The 19,934-nt window shown below is 39.7% G+C and carries 15 protein-coding genes; 2 read left to right on the forward strand and 13 right to left on the reverse strand.

Translation table 11 applies throughout. The features are described 5' to 3' along the window. Positions 1-450: 450 nt before the first annotated feature. The 4 genes from gmd to HMPREF0766_RS13215 all read right to left on the reverse strand — a co-directional run bounded on the left by gmd (position 451) and on the right by HMPREF0766_RS13215 (position 4,877). Positions 451-1,590: a GDP-mannose 4,6-dehydratase gene (gene gmd, locus HMPREF0766_RS13200; RefSeq protein ID WP_002998062.1), complete on the reverse strand. Its 1,140-nt coding sequence runs from the start codon at positions 1,588-1,590 to the stop codon at positions 451-453. Between the two features lie 147 nt (positions 1,591-1,737). Continuing rightward, positions 1,738-2,700: a GDP-L-fucose synthase family protein gene (locus HMPREF0766_RS13205; RefSeq protein ID WP_002998065.1), complete on the reverse strand. Its 963-nt coding sequence runs from the start codon at positions 2,698-2,700 to the stop codon at positions 1,738-1,740. A gap of 65 nt (positions 2,701-2,765) precedes the next feature. Further along, a complete protein-coding gene (locus HMPREF0766_RS13210; protein ID WP_002998067.1) occupies positions 2,766-3,377 on the reverse strand; it encodes a 3'-5' exonuclease in 612 nt (203 codons plus the stop codon). A gap of 219 nt (positions 3,378-3,596) precedes the next feature. After that, the gene (locus HMPREF0766_RS13215) at positions 3,597-4,877 is read right to left on the reverse strand and encodes a replication-associated recombination protein A (RefSeq protein ID WP_037460270.1); all 1,281 of its coding nucleotides are present in this window, start codon (positions 4,875-4,877) and stop codon (positions 3,597-3,599) included. A gap of 112 nt (positions 4,878-4,989) precedes the next feature. On the opposite strand from HMPREF0766_RS13215, the gene HMPREF0766_RS13220 reads away from it, so the two are divergent. After that, positions 4,990-6,102 carry a tetratricopeptide repeat protein gene (locus HMPREF0766_RS13220; RefSeq protein ID WP_002998070.1) on the forward strand — a complete coding sequence of 371 codons (1,113 nt, stop codon included), beginning with the start codon at positions 4,990-4,992 and terminating at the stop codon, positions 6,100-6,102. A 96-nt stretch (positions 6,103-6,198) separates the two neighbouring features. Here HMPREF0766_RS13220 and HMPREF0766_RS13225 read toward each other — a convergent pair whose 3' ends face one another. Further along, on the reverse strand, positions 6,199-6,939 hold the full coding sequence (locus HMPREF0766_RS13225; protein WP_002998072.1) for a dienelactone hydrolase family protein: 741 nt from the start codon (positions 6,937-6,939) through the stop codon (positions 6,199-6,201). A 239-nt stretch (positions 6,940-7,178) separates the two neighbouring features. Here HMPREF0766_RS13225 and HMPREF0766_RS13230 point away from each other — a divergent pair, with 239 nt between their 5' ends. Continuing rightward, positions 7,179-9,290, forward strand: a complete 2,112-nt coding sequence (locus HMPREF0766_RS13230; protein ID WP_115388659.1) for a carboxy terminal-processing peptidase — start codon at positions 7,179-7,181, stop codon at positions 9,288-9,290. Positions 9,291-9,600: 310 nt separating this feature from the next. Here HMPREF0766_RS13230 and HMPREF0766_RS13235 read toward each other — a convergent pair whose 3' ends face one another. From HMPREF0766_RS13235 to HMPREF0766_RS13270, 8 genes are all read right to left on the reverse strand, one after another. Then, the gene (locus HMPREF0766_RS13235; RefSeq protein ID WP_236590627.1) at positions 9,601-11,127 is read right to left on the reverse strand and encodes a DUF5689 domain-containing protein; all 1,527 of its coding nucleotides are present in this window, start codon (positions 11,125-11,127) and stop codon (positions 9,601-9,603) included. Between the two features lie 26 nt (positions 11,128-11,153). Next, positions 11,154-12,683 carry a SusD/RagB family nutrient-binding outer membrane lipoprotein gene (locus tag HMPREF0766_RS13240; protein ID WP_002998078.1) on the reverse strand — a complete coding sequence of 510 codons (1,530 nt, stop codon included), beginning with the start codon at positions 12,681-12,683 and terminating at the stop codon, positions 11,154-11,156. Between the two features lie 10 nt (positions 12,684-12,693). Beyond that, positions 12,694-15,942, reverse strand: a complete 3,249-nt coding sequence (locus tag HMPREF0766_RS13245; protein ID WP_002998080.1) for a SusC/RagA family TonB-linked outer membrane protein — start codon at positions 15,940-15,942, stop codon at positions 12,694-12,696. A 379-nt stretch (positions 15,943-16,321) separates the two neighbouring features. Beyond that, a complete protein-coding gene (locus tag HMPREF0766_RS13250) occupies positions 16,322-17,764 on the reverse strand; it encodes a M20/M25/M40 family metallo-hydrolase (protein WP_002998082.1) in 1,443 nt (480 codons plus the stop codon). 69 nt (positions 17,765-17,833) lie between these two features. Next, entirely contained in the window at positions 17,834-18,487 is a 654-nt protein-coding gene (trmB, locus tag HMPREF0766_RS13255; RefSeq protein WP_002998084.1) for a tRNA (guanosine(46)-N7)-methyltransferase TrmB, read from the reverse strand. An 81-nt stretch (positions 18,488-18,568) separates the two neighbouring features. Further along, on the reverse strand, positions 18,569-19,075 hold the full coding sequence (locus HMPREF0766_RS13260; RefSeq protein WP_002998086.1) for a hypothetical protein: 507 nt from the start codon (positions 19,073-19,075) through the stop codon (positions 18,569-18,571). Next, complete coding sequence (locus HMPREF0766_RS13265; protein ID WP_002998088.1) at positions 19,050-19,466, reverse strand: hypothetical protein; 417 nt, start codon at positions 19,464-19,466, stop codon at positions 19,050-19,052. The genes HMPREF0766_RS13260 and HMPREF0766_RS13265 overlap by 26 nt, the downstream gene beginning before the upstream one ends. 164 nt (positions 19,467-19,630) lie before the next feature. Then, positions 19,631-19,900 carry a YtxH domain-containing protein gene (locus tag HMPREF0766_RS13270; protein ID WP_002998090.1) on the reverse strand — a complete coding sequence of 90 codons (270 nt, stop codon included), beginning with the start codon at positions 19,898-19,900 and terminating at the stop codon, positions 19,631-19,633. Between the last annotated feature and the right edge of the window lie 34 nt (positions 19,901-19,934).

Consider the following 19,934-nt stretch of genomic DNA (forward strand, 5'->3'; position numbering starts at 1 on the left):
ATTCACTAATAGTCAGATAAAAAAATACTCTTTCGTTTATCGGTCTGCTTAAGCTTCGTTGCTGTACCCATCAACGGTTTTTCGATCCTTGATTAATGTCTCCCTGTGACTGGCAAACGCCCCAGAAACATTTGTTAGTATTCTCATCAACGGAAGTCTTGAGGTTGATATGAACAGGATCTAAGCCCTCCCGATAAAAAAGGAGTAGAGAAAAACTAATTTGTGAAACCGTTGCCACTTCTATGATGAGCGTCCACCTTTGCCTTTACAGTCTCTATAACTTCACCAGAGTCTCTCTGTCCTGTGAGTATTTCTCCTTTTCAAGAAGAGCATTAATCTGGTTGGGTCCTTGTCACTTCTAATGGTGCAAGCGTCAGCTTGTATCCAATTCACTAAACAGCCGGATCACAAGCAGTACTTCTCTTAAGCTTGCGCTATAAAAATAAAAACTTACTCAGCCTGATTAACAACTTTATGTCCTGCTTTCATCAGTTCGCAGTCTCTTTTAAATAAATCTACATCAGAGGCCACCATCTCCTGTACTAATCCAGCTAGGTCGTATTTAGGTTTCCAGCCTAATTGCGTATTCGCTTTTGTAGGGTCACCGATTAACAGATCTACTTCTGTAGGACGGAAATAAGCCGGATCTACATGTATCAAAACATCACCAACCTTGACTGTCGGAGTATAATCTTTTAATAAAACACCTGTTATAGCTTCGTCTACATGATCCAGAATTCCGACTTCCTCTACTCCTTCTCCTTCGAATCGCAGGTGAAAACCAACTTCTGCAAAAGCCATACGGATAAATTCACGAACTTTTGTGGTTACACCAGTCGCAATGACAAAATCTTCCGGTTTTTCCTGTTGAAGAATAAGGTACATCGCCTCCACATAATCCTTTGCATGCCCCCAGTCCCGCTGAGCATCCAGATTCCCGATATACAGCTTATCCTGCAAACCTAAGGCGATCTTAGCAACAGCCCTTGTAATCTTGCGTGTTACAAAAGTTTCTCCGCGTAATGGAGACTCGTGATTAAAAAGAATACCATTACACGCATACATACCGTAGGCTTCCCGGTAATTGACAGTAATCCAGTATGCATACATTTTTGCTACTGCATAAGGAGATCTTGGATAGAAAGGAGTCGTTTCAGATTGCGGAACAGCTTGTACCAGACCGTATAATTCTGAAGTTGAAGCCTGATATATCTTTGTCTTTTTTTCCAAACCCAATAGACGCACAGCTTCCAGAATACGCAACGTGCCTATACCATCTGCATTGGCCGTATATTCCGGTGTATCAAAACTAACCTTAACATGGCTCATTGCAGCAAGGTTGTAGATTTCATCCGGCTGTGTCTCCTGAATAATACGCGTCAGATTCATGGAGTCCGTCAAATCCCCGTAATGAAGCTTCATTCGCTGATGAGGATGATGAGGATCCTGATACAAATGATCGATACGGGCAGTATTAAATAATGATGATCTTCTCTTAATCCCATGAACCATATACCCTTTACTCAAAAGCAATTCGGCCAAATAAGCTCCGTCCTGTCCGGTGATTCCCGTGATTAATGCTGTTTTCATCTTTATATAATTACCGTTTTTTCTGTTATATGTGATATCGTTACGATGTTTATCTGCCTTTATACACTAAATGCAACATTAAAGCTACTTTACAGCCCTATTTTATAGATTTATTTTGTTTACAAAGTATACTTTAACAAAGCAAAACTACAATTTTACTTCTTTATAGCGATCAGTATTTGCTAAAAACCACTGGTAAGTAGTTTGTATTCCAGCCTTCAGTTCAACCCTATGTTTCCAACCCAAAGCATGCATTTTAGAAACATCCATTAATTTACGTGGAGTACCGTCCGGTTTTTCTGTATCCCACAAAATTTCACCCTTATGTCCTACAATTTCCTGTATAGTAATGGCCAGATCACGGATACTCAGATCCTCTCCTGTTCCTACATTGTACAAATGCTCCGGCAAGGTGTTTTCTAAAGCAAAAATCGTGGCCTCCGCCAGATCATCTACAAATAAAAACTCCCGTAAGGGTGTCCCCGATCCCCAGAGTATAACCGGCTGGTCTCCTGATATCTTAGCTTCATGAAATTTACGAATCATAGCTGGCAACACATGCGAGCTGTTCAGGTCAAAATTATCATTGACTCCATACAGGTTAGTAGGCATCAGACTGACAAAATCTTTACCATACTGCTTCCTGACCGCTTCACAGGCTTTTACACCAGCGATCTTTGCTATAGCGTATGCCTCATTAGTCGGTTCCAGCGTATCTGTCAATAAAGAATCTTCTGTCAAGGGTTGCGCAGCAAACTTAGGATAAATACAAGAGCTGCCTAAAAATATAAATTTTTCGACATTTCCCTTTACCGCAAAATCAATCAGATTGTTCTGAATCTGAAGATTCTCAATCAGAAATTGATAAGGATAAGTACTATTGGCGAGTATTCCGCCTACACGTGCGGCAGCATCAATCACGACCTGAGGATTTTCCTTTTCAAAAAAATCTCCTACCTGTTGCTGATCCCGCAGATCGAGTTCACTACTGGTTTTCCCAATAATATTTGTATATCCGCGAGCACGTAGTACTCTTTCTATTGCTGAACCAACCATTCCGCGGTGTCCTGCAATATATATTTTACTGTTTAATAAGGGATTTGCATCCATATATTCTGATTCAATTGAAATCTATAATCCGGCAATATTAATACCTGCGTTTAGGATGTACCTTACTACACGACACCATCACTTCCGTTATGTGACTCGCTCTTTTTAGCAATCTCATCCGGCTGAATCAATAATTCTTCCGCAGGAAATACACGATCTAACAACTCCTGAGTGACTTCATTTTGCTTCAGGTAAAGGAAAGCAGCTGCCTTCGCATCTGATAAAGCCTCATGATGATTCAGGTCTATACCCATGATCTCACAGCATAAATTAAGCTTTGTTTTTTTAAAGCCCTTATCCCTATAGATTTTGCTTGTACATTCCCACATGACTGGTAAATGAAGTTCACGATAATCCAGACCACATGCCTTCATTGTTTTAGATAGCACCTCCCGATCGAACTTTTCATTATGAGCAACCATCTTTCTGTTCTGAAGAAGATCTTTAATCTTTGGATAGATCTCCTCAAAAGTAGGTGCATCTGCAGTGTCTTTGGGCTTGATTCCATGAACACGCGTTGTCTGCCACATGTATTCATTCTTCGGAGGTTTGACCAGACTATAAAATTCGTCTGTGATTACTCCCTGGTCAACACGTACAATACCAACAGAACATACACTATTGTAAGCAGCAGTTGCCAACTCGAAATCTATTGCAATAAATGATTGTAATGCCATGTAGGTTACAAATCTAGATAAACTTAGTAGGATATACAACTTTCGTACAATTAACAGATGTTCCCGACATCAGTTGATATTTTACAGGCAGAGATGGTGAAGAGCCTTTGATGTGTCCAAAAAAGGTTAAAATAAAGTTCTTTATCTGATTTAACGAGCTGATCAAGCCAGAAGCTACCGAAACCACTTATTCTTACCCTATCCTCCAACAAGAAGCTTTTAGTACCCGTATTTATTTTTCCATTTTTCTTTAAGAGACTGACGAAGTTTCTCCTCCGCAGCATTTTTCCCCGGGTCATATAGTAATGTGCCGCTGATCTTGTCCGGCATAAACTCCTGATCTACAAAATTACCTGGAAAAGCATGTGAATATTTATATTCCGTTCCATAATTAAGTTCTTTCATCAGTTTAGTAGGTGCATTTCGAAGATGAAGAGGTACGGACAAATCCCCCGTTTGCTTTACAAGAGCCTGCGCTTTATTAATAGCCTCATATGATGCATTGCTTTTCGCTGAACTGGCAAGATAAGTTACAGTTTGGGATAATATAATGCGGGATTCAGGCCAACCGATTACATTTACCGCCTGAAAACAGTTGTTAGCCAGCAATAACGCATTGGGATTAGCATTGCCAATATCTTCTGATGCGAGGATCAGCAAACGGCGGGCAATAAAAGAAGGATCTTCTCCTCCTTCAATCATACGAGCCAGCCAATAGACAGCGGCATTGGGATCACTTCCTCTTATCGACTTGATAAAAGCCGAAATAATATCATAATGCTGTTCGCCTGTCTTATCATAGATCGCCATATTCTGCTGCACCTGCTTGAGCACAAATTCATTTGTAATCGGCTTATTCAGGCTTAGGGACGCATTTACCACAAGTTCCAGCACATTCAGCAGCTTACGTGCATCTCCTCCTGAAAGACGCAATAAAGCTTCATATTCCTTAACTTCTATTTTCTCTTCTTTCAGAAACTCATCTTCAGATATAGCCGAGTTTACAATACCGATCAGTTCTTCTTCCGTCAGATGCTTTAATACATATACCTGACATCGGGACAAGAGTGCAGAGATCACTTCAAAAGATGGATTCTCCGTAGTAGCACCTATTAATGTAACCAGTCCGCGCTCTACAGCTCCCAAAAGTGAGTCCTGTTGGGACTTCGAGAACCGGTGAATCTCATCTATAAAAAGTATAGGCTGTTCCTGATTAAACTTTTGCAGTTGATCCGCCTTCTCAATGACTTCCCGGATATCTTTAACACCCGACTGAATTGCACTGAGACTAAAAAACGGCCTGTCCAATGCTTTGGCCATTAACAATGCTAAAGTGGTTTTTCCCACTCCGGGAGGCCCCCAGAGTATCATTGATGGAATATTATTTTGTTCCAGTGCATTTCGCAATACCGCACCTTCTCCTACAATATGCTCCTGCCCGACATATCCGACAATATTTCGGGGACGCATTCGTTCTGCTAATGGAATTCGTGTTGCCATGATAATAACAAACTTAGCAGATTTTTCATGGACTTTCAACGGATTACAATAACTTTACAGAAGGACCTCTGCTGAAGAGATCCGTTTTTCACATATGATGTTATCTTTTTTTATGACTAAATATAAAATGCATATTACCGGATTAGTCTTATTCCTAACGATTGGTCTGTTTTCAATTTCTGCAACTTCCTTTGCACAGCAAAAAGATCAGGAAGATCCTAGCGGTTACATCAGCAAATACAATCCTAAATTTGCCGGCATAGGTCCTCCGGTCTATTTTGTCCCTGCACCACGTACCACAGAAGAAATCTTACATGATGCATATAAAAACAAACAGACCTTCGCAGATACCATTGCCATTGCGCTGACCTTACAACGCTTTCTGATAGATTACAAGCTGACTTCCAATTCGGCCCAGCTGCAATATCTGATCTCCCCTCTCCCTGCAACACCGCAGGCATGGGAAACTATTATTCAGCAGACCCGCAATGCGGATAATACGAATACGCTGTATGGTCTTTTGAATGAGTCCGCATTATATGCGATCAAAAACGGAGCTTATCCGCTTGCATTGAAACAACTGGAAGAAGCATTATCTACAGTACAAAAGACAGAAAACAAAAATGATCTGTCTATTATTCAGTTCAATCTGGCGAACCTTTATCTGTTTGATCAAAAATTTGAACAGGCAGCCAACTTCCAGGAGCAGTACTATAAAAATGCGATTCAGAATAAAACATATCTGGATCAGGCGAATTCTTTGGTTAAGATTGCGACAATTCAGGCATTTGACAGAGATTTTAAATCCGCAGAGCAGACGATTATTAGAAAGGCTATCCCGCTATACAACAAAACACGTTCTTACGAAGGCAAAATACTAGCCTGGGAGCAACTTGCACTGATCTATCAGATGCAGAAAAAGCATACACAAGCCCAGTGGTTTCTTTTACAGGCGCGCGAACTGGCAGAGAAAAAAAGTCTGCCCGGAGAACTGGCAGAACTGGAATATATGCTCGCCGAATCCAAATTTGATGATGGGAACCTGAAAGTTTCTAAAAATGAATTTATAAACGCCCGCAAATTAGCCGAAAAAGAAGATAATAAACTTTTGCAATTGGCCATTGAAAACAAAATCGGGGAGCTATTTATGAAATTAAAAGACTACAATGCAGCAAAGGAATCGCTCGAAAAATACTGGGCGCTACGAGCTGAACTCTTCAAATAAAGAAAATTGAAACACATTAAAGCGATTCTTTGAAAACAAAAAATCTCCCCGTTTCAGGATAAAACGGGGAGATTTCTGTTATAAGGATTTCTTAATTTATTTCTCCAGAACTTCTTCCAGAAACATCATCAAATGTTGCCAGGAGCGTTTTGCTGCCAATGGATTGTAATCCGGTGAATTAGGATTAGTGAAAGTATGCTTGCTCGCGGCATAATAGATCATTTGCCAATCAGCGGCAGCCTCATCCAATTCCTTTTGTAAAGCCACAATATCACTTGCCGGCACACTTGCATCTGCAGCGCCATGTAATACTAATACTTTAGTACGGACAGGTCCATTCGCCCGGTCTCCTTTTCCAAGGCCGCCATGAATAGATACCACAGCTTTAACAGGTAGTTGCGCCCGTGCAGCTTCTAATGCACCGGTTCCGCCAAAGCAATAGCCAATAACAGCTATACGTTGCGGATCAGCTCCTTGTTTTACCAGTTCATCCAAAGCCACTTTAATTCGTTGTTGATATAATGCATAGTCAGATTTAAACTGTCCTGCGATCTTACCGGCTTCAGCAGAAGTCTTCGGTATATTTCCCTGACCATATATATCAGCAATAAAAGCCGTATATCCTGCTTTTGCCAGATTTTCAGCCGCTGTCTTTGCTTCTTCATCAATCCCCATCCATGCAGGCAGGATCAGTACCCCGGGTTTATTCTTCTGATCTGCTCCGGATAATAATCCCTTTAGTTTTTGTTCTCCATCGCTATAGTCCACTTCCTGAAGCTGAGCAAAACCAGTCTGTACCATTCCCATTGTAAGTAGTATTAAAAAAATTGTTTTCATATCTGTATTTGAATTAGCTGTCTTCCTGTATGATTAACCCTCATGTTTTCATTTTGTTTTTTCTAATGTTACTTCCGTTTAAGACACAGATTTGTAATAATATTTGACTTTGGATGTAAAATAGTTACTATATTTAGTCCTTGTAACATATACATCATACATTTTTATTTAATTTTAACGTTTAAGAGTCGAACAATCAATTTTGTTTCACGCGAATGAATTTTAACAACTATAAATTTATGTTTAAAAATCTAGTATTTGCTCTTTCTATTGTTTCTATTGTAGCCTGTGGTGCCAAGCCAAGGGTCAATCTGGAAGAAGGGGAAGGAGGCGTAAAACCCACCATGCAGCACGAGATTATAGCGAAAGAAGTGGCAAATCTATTAGAGAATGTCAGCTATAAGAAAGTTCCGATGAACGATTCGCTTTCTAATCTTGTCTTTAACAATCTGATTAAATCTATGGATCAGACCAAAAACTATCTGCTCCAATCGGATATTGATGAGTTTAAGCAATACAAAAACGAACTAAGTCAGGATTTCAAAAGCGGAGACCTTTCGGCTGCATTTCATATTTTCAATGTTTACTCAAAACGCTATCTGGAAAGAATGAATTATGCATTAGCGCAGATTGATGTTCCTCAGGATTTTAATCAGGATGATTATTACACTGCTAATCGTGAAAAGCTTTACTGGTTCAAAACAGATGACGAAGCTAAAGAACAATGGCGCAAAAGAGTAAAGTATGATCTCCTGAATCTTAAACTCAGCAGCACAGGAAAAGAAGATGATGCCGCTAAACAAAAAGAAACCTTACGTAAGCGCTACAACAATCTGATCTCTCAGGCAAAAAAAACAAATGCTAATGATGCATTTCAGTTGATCATGTCTGCATTAACAGATGCCGTAGATCCGCATACCACATACTATAATCCTTCATTTGCACAAGCTTTCAACGAAGGCATGTCCAACACCTTCGAAGGTATAGGAGCACGACTGATGATAGACAATGAAGCCGTCACGATCTCGGAAGTATTGCCGGGAGGTCCTGCTTTCCGCGACAAAAGTCTTCATATGAATGATAAAATCATTGGTGTCGCACAAGGTGAAAAAGGTGAATTCGAAGATATCATAGGATGGAGATTAGATGCAGCAGTAGCGAAGATCAAAGGCCCTAAAGGAACAATCGTAAGATTAAAAATCATTCCTGCCGGTCAGGAAATGACCGCTCAGCCAAAGATTGTCTCCCTGAAAAGAGAAAAAATCGTTGTGGAGGAGGAATCTGCCAAAAAGGAGATAAAAATGGTCAAAGGTGATGATGGCAAAACCTACAAAATAGGTGTGATCAACCTTCCTAAATTCTATATTGACTTTGAGGCCTATCGCAAACGTGATCCGAACTACAAAAGTACAACTCGTGATGTAAGATTAATTCTGGATACCTTAAAACAGGAAAAAGTGGATGCCGTAATTCTGGATTTAAGAAACAATGGCGGCGGATCCCTGCAGGAAGCAATCGAATTGACCGGATTATTTATTGATAAAGGCCCTGTAGTACAGGTTCGTGATACGCGCAACAGAATAGAAGTAGATAATGATGAAGAAGCAGGTATGGCCTGGAGCGGACCTTTCGGTGTTATTATCAACAGATTCTCGGCTTCAGCATCTGAAATCTTTGCAGGAGCTATTCAGGATTATGGCAGAGGATTGATCTTAGGTTCTCAAAGTTATGGAAAAGGTACTGTACAATCTGCTGTAGATATGTCTCGTTTTATCAGTGCTACAAGCCGTTTATTATTAAAGGCAGAAGGTGAAAAAGATCCTGATACCCCTAACGGTGCGCCTGAATTCGGACAGATCAATATCACAATGGGTAAATTCTACAGAATCAATGGTAGCAGTACACAACACAAAGGTGTATCTCCTGACATTACTTTCCCGACCCAGTTCTCCGCAGAAAAATTCGGTGAAAGTTCAGAACCTGCAGCATTGCCTTGGGATCAGATCAAGTCTACAAACTTCAAAAAAGTTGCAAACTTAGATGATGTTACCAAAAAACTTGAAACTATCCACAAAGCAAGAATGGAGAAATCGCAGGAATATAAATTCTTACTGGAAGATATCGACACCTTTAACAAATTAGACTCTGTTCCTAAAGTCACGCTGAATGAAGCTAAGCTGAAAAAAGAACGTGAAGCAAATAAGGTTAAAAATCGAAACAGAATCAATGAGGAATTAAAACTGCACGGTAAGCCTGTATGGAAAGAAGGCGAACCTCAGCCAAAAATAGATTTTGACTATGTAATGGATGAAAGTGCCAACATTATGGTAGATTTCCTCAAGCACAAGTAAATCGATTGCACATAAAATGCTTTAAAGCATTTCCTTACTTAATCCCCTACACACTTTGTGGTAGGGGATTTTTTTGTGATGGATAAACGAGAACCTCATAAATTCAAGCAGCGTCTGACGGTGGGGACACCGGCAACTTAACACTTACTAAACCGTTTGTAGGTACACCAACGTACGCAAGTAGATACTATTGAACCTCTCCCGAACTCTCTCCTTAGAAAAGGAGAGAGAATTATTTTAGAAAACAGAGCTAAAAAAAGGGCAGTCCCCATTGTGGACTGCCCTTCTGCAATAATAAAATATCCGAATTTTATTCAACAAGTTTTGTAGATAATTCTGTCTCAATCTCAGACAACAACGACTGTTTAGTCATTAAAATATTGTTCTGAGATCTGGCCTTTGTCCATCTTCCGAGTCTTGTATTATACTCACCACCCAGCATAACAAAATACCCCAGATCAGCCGTATTATATTGTAGCCCCAAAGTATTGCTGCCGCTCAGATAAAAAGGCTGAGGCTTCAGATCAATAGGATTGATTTTATCATAGTAATCCGAATTTGCAATACGGTAGCCCCTGCCATTTCCATTCAGACTACCTCCGCTACCAATCACAAACATCACATCTACCGGATAAGTAGCCTCTGTAACGGTTGTACCTTTGAAAATAGCAATACCTGATGCAAAACCAGAATTTGCAAGAAGACCTCCGGTTTTATTTCCAAAGTCAAAACCATTTTTGTTGACATAGTCATAGTTTAATATCCAGTTTGCAGCTGAAATATCTGTGGAAGCTGATCCGTTGATTAATTTGTAAATACCTCCGACATAGAAAAATGTACCCTTTTTAGCAATTCCCTTTGTCAGATTCAGCTTATATGTACGTTGATTACCTGTAGCCCATCCTTTTTCAGGAAAACCTATAGGCTGAGATGCTCCTGCATTATTTGTTACGACAACAGCATATGGAGTTACTGAAAAATCAATATCCTGAGTAGCCAGAAACTGGATGTATTCATAATTTCCATCACCACCTCTGGCATCGCTCACAAAGCCGGATATAACTACTGGTGTTTCTTCCTTCTCCGATCCAAGCACCACAATATCAGCTGCACTTCTGACCGCCTCATATGGCTTCAGTGTACCGTCTGCAGCCTGCTCACTGAAGATAATACCATAATAATTAGCCATTCCCGGAGGGCGCATTGTTGAAAAGGATGTATTCGCTTGAGTTTTCAACGTCATATCGCCAAATCCATCGTTGATAACTTTATCTCCGGCAAGAGTTGCTTCCGGCCCCGGAACGGGCGTAAAAATGCCTTTTACAATCGCAACGAGTGTACTTTCATATTGATCAGGTTTATTCAGAATAGCATTGATATTTACGCGATTCAATGGGATGTTGACCCCTTCTGCAACCTTATTGATCCTCGAATTATCCAATCCTGAAATCTGTAAGATACCATTCACACGCTCCAGCTTTCCGCCGACTACATTGACAATAATTGAATCACCCGGAAGATAGTTTTTGGCAGCATCCCCCAGATTAATAGCAATACCTCTCAGTTTATTAAGGCGTCTTCTGTCCTGCATTGTCAATAAACCTGCAGGAAGATTGCCCTCTCTGTGATCGGATGTAACGACACCGGTCAGCATATTTGAACCCTCAAGAGACTCTGTATTCAACTCAACAGCACTCCCTTTATAAAGATTTCTCAAATCATATATCCCATAGTAAGGACTTATTTCACCTCCCGGATAGTTTCCATCTTTATTACAAGAAGAAAATACCATAGTTACAGCAAAGGCGAAAATAATATAGTTTAGAATATTTTTCATCTGTATATATTTTGATATCTTGAATATTATGGTTTTTGCCACCAAACCTTCGTATTGATTTCATCCGGCCCCTGTATACCAATAGCTAACTTATAATTAGTCGGATTAGTCGATTGTATAGATACAGGATAAGTCATACGAGCCGGCATCTCTCCGTTATTCTGTAATCCTTTACCCTTTGGCAATACAGGATATCCTGTTCTCCTGTATTCAAACCATTGCTGCATATCCACAAGGAATAAACTGTAATATTTCTGCAGGTGGATTTTTTGCATTTTAGCTTCAAAACTTTCACTCTCACTCCAGTTAAAATCTGCCGCGTCCAGATATTCATCTATCGGAACAGACCATGTTGGCAACCACAAGGTAATACTGTTCTTAACACCGCTTTTAAAAAGTTCACCTGCATTCTTACTTGTCCAGCCTTTCAATGCCACCTCTGCTTTAATAAACTCCAGTTCGGCAAAGTTCATAATCATCCCCGTCATTGGATCCGTCATCAGTGTAGTCGCATTATAGTCTCCTACTTTCTGATTTGTTGAATAGAAATATGCTTTACGGTCAAATCCTTCTCCCGGAGCATACCCGCTTGGTACCCCCACAAATCCGCCCTGATAGGGAGCAATACTCCATCGGTTCACACCATTTGTCCCCAATGAGGTATTAATACGCGGATCATTCCAGTTAACCAGGTTGTCGATAAAGAAACTTGCAATTCCCGGCTGTCTGAAATCTGCTTCACGTACCGTAGCAAATGGTGAAGTATAGGGAGCTACTCCAGTCCAGCGCAATATAGCTGAATCATCATTGCTCGTCATAATCGGATAGTTTGAAGCATTTGTCTCCAGAATTTCTTTAATTTTAGCCTGCACCAAAGCACTGACCTCCGGTTTGCCAGAAACTCTTAACAGCAATCTGAGATACAATGAATTCCCTAGTTTTCTCCAACGGGATACATTCCCCTGAAAGACAGGATCCTGACTTGCATTAATAGATTTATTTGCCTTTAACCATGCATTTGCCGTGTCGAGTTTTGCAAAAATAGCGGCATAAATATCCTTTTGTGTATCAAACTTTGGTTCAATAATCAACGAATCTTTTCCTAAAAGAGCCTGTGAATATGGAATATCGCCATAAGTATCTGTCAGGATTGAAAATATCCATGATTGGTTGATCAACGAGATTGCACGATAGGAAGCGTTATCATTGATACCTCCATCTGCCTTTTTATACATTTCTCTCCAGCTGTTGAGTACAGGATATAAATTGTTCCACATATAATCCGCCCAGTTACGTCTGAAATCATAACGGAATACCTTTCCTTCCGAATCTCCGACATTCACTGTCACCTGCATTAATTCATTATTAAAGCCCCGGTTGCGGTTCATATTATACGACACCGAATTGACCAGTGCAGGAGCCATAAACTGATACGGGTAAGCCTCTAACGATTTATTCGGGTCCGTATTGATCTCCTGAAAATTCTTATCACATGACTGGAAAAATACACTCATTCCAACACATGCACATATGATATAAATAATGTTCTTTTTCATCTTTTAATGCTTAAAATCCAACGACTATGTTAAAACCAAAAGTGCGGGTTGAAGGGAATTGAGCAACTTCAAATCCTTTCACTATATCTGTACCGCTCAATGTTCCGAATTCCGGATCAAAGATCGGCCAGCCCGACCAGATAAATAAATTACGGCCATATACCCCTACTGTTGCGCGCTGGATTTTCAGACGCTTAGTAAGATCTTTATTCAATGTATAATCAAAACGGGCTTCACGGAACTTAATAAAGTCTGTAGAAAAAACACTTCCTTCCGCATTATCCTGACCATAATGTGAGCGGTAATATTCATCGATATTTTTAGCAATTACATCATTTTTACGATAAGTCCCGTCCGGATTCTGAATAACCCCGTTACCTATGATCCCGTTATATCTTCCCGGCAAAGTATTCGTAGTTTTACCCTGTTCAGCCAGTTTGTAATGGGACAGGGAATGAGATACTCCTCCAAACTGCGCATCAAACAATACACTTAATTTAAATCCTTTATAACTGAAATCACTACCGATACTGGCTCTGCCCTTAGGAATGGTATTACCTAAATAGATAATCTCATCAGACAATAACGCGTATCCTGTATTTGCATCATACACAACCTGTCCGTCCGGAGAGCGTTTGTAACCGTATCCATACAAGTCACCCATACTTCCACCTACTTTAGCAACAAGCTGGCCACCAGCTACCGGCCCGGTTTGTATTACTATAGAGCTATCTGGCAGATTGTCTATCCTGTTGGTGTTACGTGTAAATGTGGCAAACATATTCCAGTTAAAGCCCTCTTTATTCTGAACAGGCTTACCATTAAGGCCAATTTCCAATCCTCGGTTGCTGACTGCTCCGGCATTGATGACGTATCTTCTGTATCCTGTAGATGGATCTACATAACGTAATAAGTGCTGATCTTTTGTTTCACTCTTATATAAAGCAACATCAATTCCTAAGCGGCTCTTGAAAAATCTTAAATCTGCACCTATCTCATATGAATTTGTTTTCAAAGGCTTCAACCCGCCATTTCCAAGAGTAGTTGGCATTTGAAGTCCACCTGAGTAAAGACTTCCTGCTGTTTCATAAGAGTATCCTGTCAGATAAGGATCTGTACCCCCACTACCAACTCCAGCTATGGAGGCCCTGAATTTGGCATAATTGATCTGTTTAGGAAGTGTAAAATACTCTGAAGCGATAAAACTCAGGTTTACAGAAGGATAGAAAAACCCCAGGTTTTTATCCGGCATATCCACAGAAGCCAATGTACTTGACCAATCCTGACGTCCTGTAACATCAAAGAACAAATAGTCTTTATAACTTGCTGTAAGCAATGCATAAAGTGAATTCACTTCAAATTTGGAAGAATAAGGACGGGCATCCAATGGGCCCTTTGCATTCGCAAACGTATACACACCCGGGAATGTCAGTGAATCCGCACGTAACTCTTCTTTTTTGTATTTATTCTGCATGCGGCTTCCCCCTAAAGTAGCAGACACGTTCCAGTCCTTATTTATCTTCTTGTCATACTTTAACAGGAAGTCGATTGTATTTTCATTAGAAAAGATGCTCTGTGTCCTGAAACTTCCTTGTGTCAGCTTACTGCCGGCATCAAATGGTCGCTCCTGCGCTCTGTCTTCATAAGCAAAGTCAATAGCTGATCTCAGTTGCAAGCTCCATTCTTTATTAAACTGGTAGCTAGCCTGTACATTTCCGGTTACCCCCTGACGATTGGACCTGTTGATAAACTCATTTGAGATAGCATACGGGTTTTCAGGATAAGAACTAAACGGATACCTGATCTTAAGCCCCTCTTCGCCGGGGCGCCAGTAATCTTTTAACCAATTCAAATCTGCATTTGGCTGCCAGAATATAAACCAGTACATCAGAGACTGATTACCATACCCCGCACCGGGAAGGTTATCACTCCATTTATTGGTATAATTGATTTTGGAACTAATGGTTAACTTATCACTCACTTTTGAATTGACAGATAATGCTACTGTATTTCTTTTGAAACCAGTATTGGGCAGAATCCAGGAATTATTAACATTTGTTGCTGAAAAACGGGCAGTTGTTCTGTCTGTACCACCATCTATACTGACAGAATTAGTATAGGTACGTCCTACTTCGAAAATATCTCTGATTTGATTTTTATAAGGTACCCATGGCGTACGTTCCTTTCCTGTCGTATTGGTCAGAGGATCATACTGAAAGAACATCTGTCCGTCAAACTTAGGTCCGTAGGCCGAACTCGTTCCGCTGGTGCTTGTACCATCTACAGTTGTACCATAAGAGTAATAATCCGAACCATCTAAACCCTGCCCGTACTCATATTGCATATCAGGCCAGCGGTTTACACTTTCAAATGCAGTATTTGAATTTACGGTAACTCCTATTCCTTTTTTACCTTTTGAGCCGGACTTTGTAGTAATAATAATTGCACCGCTGGCACCTCTGGCTCCGTAAAGTGCTGCAGCACCCGGCCCTTTCAGTACCGTCACGTTTTCGATATCTTCCGGATTGATGTCATCAATACCCGATCCATAATCTGCCGGCATATTATCTGCTGAAGTTCCGTAAGCACTCTCCCCTCCTATTGCGGTCTTACGCCCACTACCATTACTTACAACAATACCATCAACGATAATCAAGGCACCCGGATCACCATTCAGATTGGATTCCCCGCGCAGAATAATCTTTGTAGACCCCGTAGGACCCGAGTTGGAACGCATCAGATTGACACCCGCTACTTTTCCGGAAAGCGCATCCGTCCAGTTGTTGGAAAGCGCATCTGTAAATTGTTCTCCTTTCACTACTGTGGCGGAATATCCCAATGCTTTTTCATCCCTTTTAATCCCCAATGCGGTAACAACAACTTCTGACAAAGCAGTTTCATTTGGTTGCAGACTGATTGTCAGGTTATTATTCTCCTTATTGATCGTTTGATTGTGAGTAGTATATCCTATACCACGGAACGAGACCTGTGTTCCTTTCAGAACTGAAAAGCTAAACTTTCCATTTTCATCCGTCTTACCGATAGATTTATTACCGGCCAGTATAGTTACCCCCTCTACCGGATTTCCATTGACAGCATCCTTTACGACTCCTTTGATATCAAAGAGTTCTTGTTCCACAGCTTTTACAGGAATGGCATTTGCCAATACCCCTTCCGCTATCCCGTCCTGAAATGCTCCAAAACAGAAAAGAAGAATAAAGAGAATTTTCTTCATATTCGAAATGTAGAATTCTTTCATAGTATAAATTGGATTTAGTTTTGTTTACTTTTATTGAAAGTTACGTTTGGTTATTTTTAGTTTTGATTGGTTATTCAAAACAAATATATAATAACAATTGACATTTTCATCAAATAAATTTGTCAAAAGATTTATACGATCGTGTTGATTTGAAGAGAGTGACATGCTGAGTAAAATATATAAATGCTCTTTTTTATATTAAAAAAGCAATTTTTAAGGCAGCACAAAGGTTAGATTCTAATATTAAGCCAATATTAAATCCAAATTAACATTTTATAAAAAGTTTATATAAACGTAACTTTTACATAGACAATAAAAGTAAATGAAAGAAAAAGAGCTTATCTTTTGGATAAACTCTTTCTACAATTATTATTTTTTGTTACCAAATCCAATCTCCCGAAATCCGGAGAGGCATTTCAAGTTGATGTTTTATAAGGTAGTTTTTTAATACATCTCCTGACAATATTGTCACAGGCAGATTATCCTCATTAGCAAGTGAATACGCTAATATTAATCCGTTTTTGGTGGTTTGTTTCATTCCTTCTTCAGAAACCAGTCCAAATACATCTCCGTCGGAATGATAGTACAAACCGGCATTATTGGGAAGTTTATCCCCCGCTCCTCCTGCATAGGGTATTCCTTTCAACAAGAACGGCTGATGATCGCTATGAAGCCATGCTCCCGAAACAAAGATATTTTTAAATGTTGGGTCGGCTTTAGCATACCACTCTCCCCACTTCGCAAATAGTTCTTTTACTTCAGTACGGGAACTGAAAAAACCGGTTGGAGCATTTGTCATATCATAATTAATCATATAACGTACCTTTTCCAACTCATGCTGTTTAATCAGATTTTCGACAAAAGCTTTAGAACCCAGCAATCCTTGCTCTTCACCCATAAACAGTACAAATTGTACCGTCCGCTCAGTTTTCAGTTGTAATTTTGCAAATGCCCGAATCATATCCAATACTGCAAATGCACCTATTCCATTATCGATCGCGCCTGTAGCAAGATCCCAGCTATCCAGATGTCCGCCGACTACAATTTTTTCATCCGGAAATTTTGCACCTCTGAAGGTTGCAATAATGTTTCGTGCCTGTATCATTCCGGCTTCATTTTTCATATGAATTCGCATCGTGCCCCTTGCATTTTTCTTCAATTCCTCTTTTAACTGCATACCGTCCTCCAAACCAATACACACAGCAGGAATTTTTATCAACTCCCCATCAACAGAGGCCGTTCCGGTCAATAAAACATTTCCCTTAACCTGATTAATAAAAACAATGCCTGCAGCACCATACTTATAGGCAATGGCTGTCTTTTCTGATCGATGCAGAGAACCGGTTCCAGCAGGAGAACCAGGCAATACGCCCAGATAAACCAAAGCAACTTTTCCTTTTATACTGTTTCCGGCTTTTACATAATCATCTTCCAGTCCGTTTCCAAGATCTACAACTGATGCCTCTACATCGCTGGTTACCGGAGCATGTGCCAGACTGACTGCTTTTACAGGTTTGAAATCTTTAGTACTCACCTTTACTTCCACATGTAGCTCCCCTCTGTTCCAGCCTCTGGCATCAAAAGGTTGAAATTCTACCTGTACACCGTAAGATTTAATCAGGTCATACACATATTGCTCAGCTTTACGGCCATTTACAGAACCCGTAAGCCGATGTCCGATTGTTGAAGTGATCTGACGAAGATTTTTATATCCCTCATAGTGATGATCTACTTCATCAATAATTTGCTTATACGTATTAACATAATCCTGTGCATATACAGGACTGACAAATAAAAAAAGAAGAAAAAGGAAACGATTCATACTGAAATAAAAAAGGAGGTCATTATTTACCTCCTTTAAAGTTACAATTTCTATAAAAATTATGCAGGACTATTTTTTAAATGTCCACCTTACATAATTGATATTCTTGTTATGTGCCAGATACTTCTTCTCATAATACGTCTTTATAGACAGTACATCGTCCACAAGTTCTGAATGATAAAGATCATCAGTCTGTGCTTCTTTTGTTAATCCAAGAACATCAATCTGATCTAAGGTATAGGCGTAAAAACCGTCATTATCAGTCTTCAAATGCATCAGACCATCCGGTTTCATAATATATTGGTACCGTTCTAAAAATTTAGGATTCGTTAGTCTCTTCTTTTCGCGGCTGTCCTGAGGTTGAGGATCCGGAAATGTGATCCAGATTTCATCCACCTCGTTCTCTTCGAAATGCTCCAGTATGGTTTCAATCTGGATTCTCAAAAATCCTACATTGTCGATACCCTCTTCAAGAGCAGTTTTCGCTCCTCTCCAGATTCTGTTGCCTTTATAATCTATTCCGATAAAATTCTTTTGTGGAAACAGCTTGGCAAGATTGACTGTATATTCTCCTTTTCCACAGGCCAGTTCCAATACAATCGGATTGTTATTACCAAAATGTTGACTGCCCCATTTGCCTTTTAAATCCTTTCCTTCATCCAATTGTACAACATTTTTGAACGTGGAGACTTCCGCAAATTTCCTTAACTTATCTTTACCCATTATAAAAAAATATGGGCAAAAATAAGGTTAAAATCATAGAAGTCAAATCTTACAGGCAAAAAGTGAATTGAAACTTAGTAATTAGTAAGTTTCACTATTCGGAGGGATACCAAAGTGAGGCGCATCTTCCTCAATCACTGGTTTTATTTTCTTTTCTTTCTTTTTCCCGGGACGGATGTAATCAGACAATTTGGATATTGCAGAAGATATCTTGTCTTTGTTTACCTGACCAATAGCTGTCTCAGATGCCAGTAAAACAAGCGCTTTTTTAAGCCATCCTGCCCTTTTCAGAAAAAATTTATTTAAGAGAAAAGGAACACCTATTCGCAATGCTTTTGTTGCCCATCCCCCCCCTTCTCCTTCTTCAGTTCCTTTGTGCCCTGAAGCTGAAAACAGTTGAGTGACAATATCAACACCGGGAATACGGGAAGTAATGGACCTGAATAACCGTACAGGCGCTTCAATTTTCCTATTTAGCAAATGATACTGATCCTTTAAATAGGCTTCCTGCTCAAACTTCAGCTCATTGAGCCGTGCTATTTCCGCTTTTAGCTCGGTAAGATTATTTATTTTTAAAGGTTTCCTCATTACGTTTTCCATTTTCAGATTTTACATCTTCCTCATCCTCTTCATTCCATTTTCCCAATAGTTTTCGGATAGAAAGATCCATAAATTTAGCTTCCAGTTTTGTCTCCGTCAATCGTACTATTACTACCAGAAGAATGAAAATACCGCCAGTAGTCAAAAAGCCAAGCGCATTACTGTTCATTAATTCTCCTAAATAAAATGCAAAAGCCAGACTCAGGAAAAACACAATAAAAAGCGTCAATACAACTTTACTGATATCTAAGATAAGACTACCCAGCATACGTGATCCGCGGGCAATAGCCTTAAGTTTTAGAAGCTCTATCTGCGAATCCAGGTATTCTTTTGACTTTTGAAAAGTACCGGAAAGGGAAAATTTTTGTTCTTCGTCCATGCATTCAATGTTTAACAGAAAGGTATATGAGAGTTATAAAAAGAATTACCTTATCACACTTCCGGAGAATATATGGAAATTCCCGAGCCGGATCTCTTTTGTAACCAACCATACACCTTCCTTAAAAATTTATAAAATTAAAAAAGCATACTGCTTTCTTATATTCACGCATGCTCTTCCAGCTCTCCTTCTACAGAGTGTCCGGCTTTATTTATTTTAGATTTGACTGCTGCTACAACTTTATCTTTAAAGTCATTCAATTGGTCAAATTGTTCTTCTGCTCTTTCTTTTAAAGCATCTCCAAGATCAGAAAGAGATTCATTAATTTTATCTCTTGTTTCAGAACCTTTTTCAGGAGCAAACAATACACCTAAAACTGCCCCAGCCGCAAGACCTGCCAACAAAGCAGCTACTATTTTACCGTTATCATTCATGATTTTTAATTTTAATTGCTGTTAATGATTCTAC

The organism is Sphingobacterium spiritivorum ATCC 33861 (assembly GCF_000143765.1).
Taxonomy (GTDB): domain Bacteria; phylum Bacteroidota; class Bacteroidia; order Sphingobacteriales; family Sphingobacteriaceae; genus Sphingobacterium; species Sphingobacterium spiritivorum.

Bases quoted from the DNA above. Each gene is read 5' to 3' on its own strand.
- gmd (WP_002998062.1), bottom strand. From the start codon at position 1,590: ATGAAAACAGCATTAATCACGGGAATCACCGGACAGGACGGAGCTTAT.
- HMPREF0766_RS13205 (WP_002998065.1), bottom strand. From the start codon at position 2,700: ATGGATGCAAATCCCTTATTAAACAGTAAAATATATATTGCAGGACAC.
- HMPREF0766_RS13210 (WP_002998067.1), bottom strand. From the start codon at position 3,377: ATGGCATTACAATCATTTATTGCAATAGATTTCGAGTTGGCAACTGCT.
- HMPREF0766_RS13215 (WP_037460270.1), bottom strand. From the start codon at position 4,877: ATGGCAACACGAATTCCATTAGCAGAACGAATGCGTCCCCGAAATATT.
- HMPREF0766_RS13220 (WP_002998070.1), top strand. From the start codon at position 4,990: ATGACTAAATATAAAATGCATATTACCGGATTAGTCTTATTCCTAACG.
- HMPREF0766_RS13225 (WP_002998072.1), bottom strand. From the start codon at position 6,939: ATGAAAACAATTTTTTTAATACTACTTACAATGGGAATGGTACAGACT.
- HMPREF0766_RS13230 (WP_115388659.1), top strand. From the start codon at position 7,179: ATGTTTAAAAATCTAGTATTTGCTCTTTCTATTGTTTCTATTGTAGCC.
- HMPREF0766_RS13235 (WP_236590627.1), bottom strand. From the start codon at position 11,127: ATGAAAAATATTCTAAACTATATTATTTTCGCCTTTGCTGTAACTATG.
- HMPREF0766_RS13240 (WP_002998078.1), bottom strand. From the start codon at position 12,683: ATGAAAAAGAACATTATTTATATCATATGTGCATGTGTTGGAATGAGT.
- HMPREF0766_RS13245 (WP_002998080.1), bottom strand. From the start codon at position 15,942: ATGAAAGAATTCTACATTTCGAATATGAAGAAAATTCTCTTTATTCTT.
- HMPREF0766_RS13250 (WP_002998082.1), bottom strand. From the start codon at position 17,764: ATGAATCGTTTCCTTTTTCTTCTTTTTTTATTTGTCAGTCCTGTATAT.
- trmB (WP_002998084.1), bottom strand. From the start codon at position 18,487: ATGGGTAAAGATAAGTTAAGGAAATTTGCGGAAGTCTCCACGTTCAAA.
- HMPREF0766_RS13260 (WP_002998086.1), bottom strand. From the start codon at position 19,075: ATGAGGAAACCTTTAAAAATAAATAATCTTACCGAGCTAAAAGCGGAA.
- HMPREF0766_RS13265 (WP_002998088.1), bottom strand. From the start codon at position 19,466: ATGGACGAAGAACAAAAATTTTCCCTTTCCGGTACTTTTCAAAAGTCA.
- HMPREF0766_RS13270 (WP_002998090.1), bottom strand. From the start codon at position 19,900: ATGAATGATAACGGTAAAATAGTAGCTGCTTTGTTGGCAGGTCTTGCG.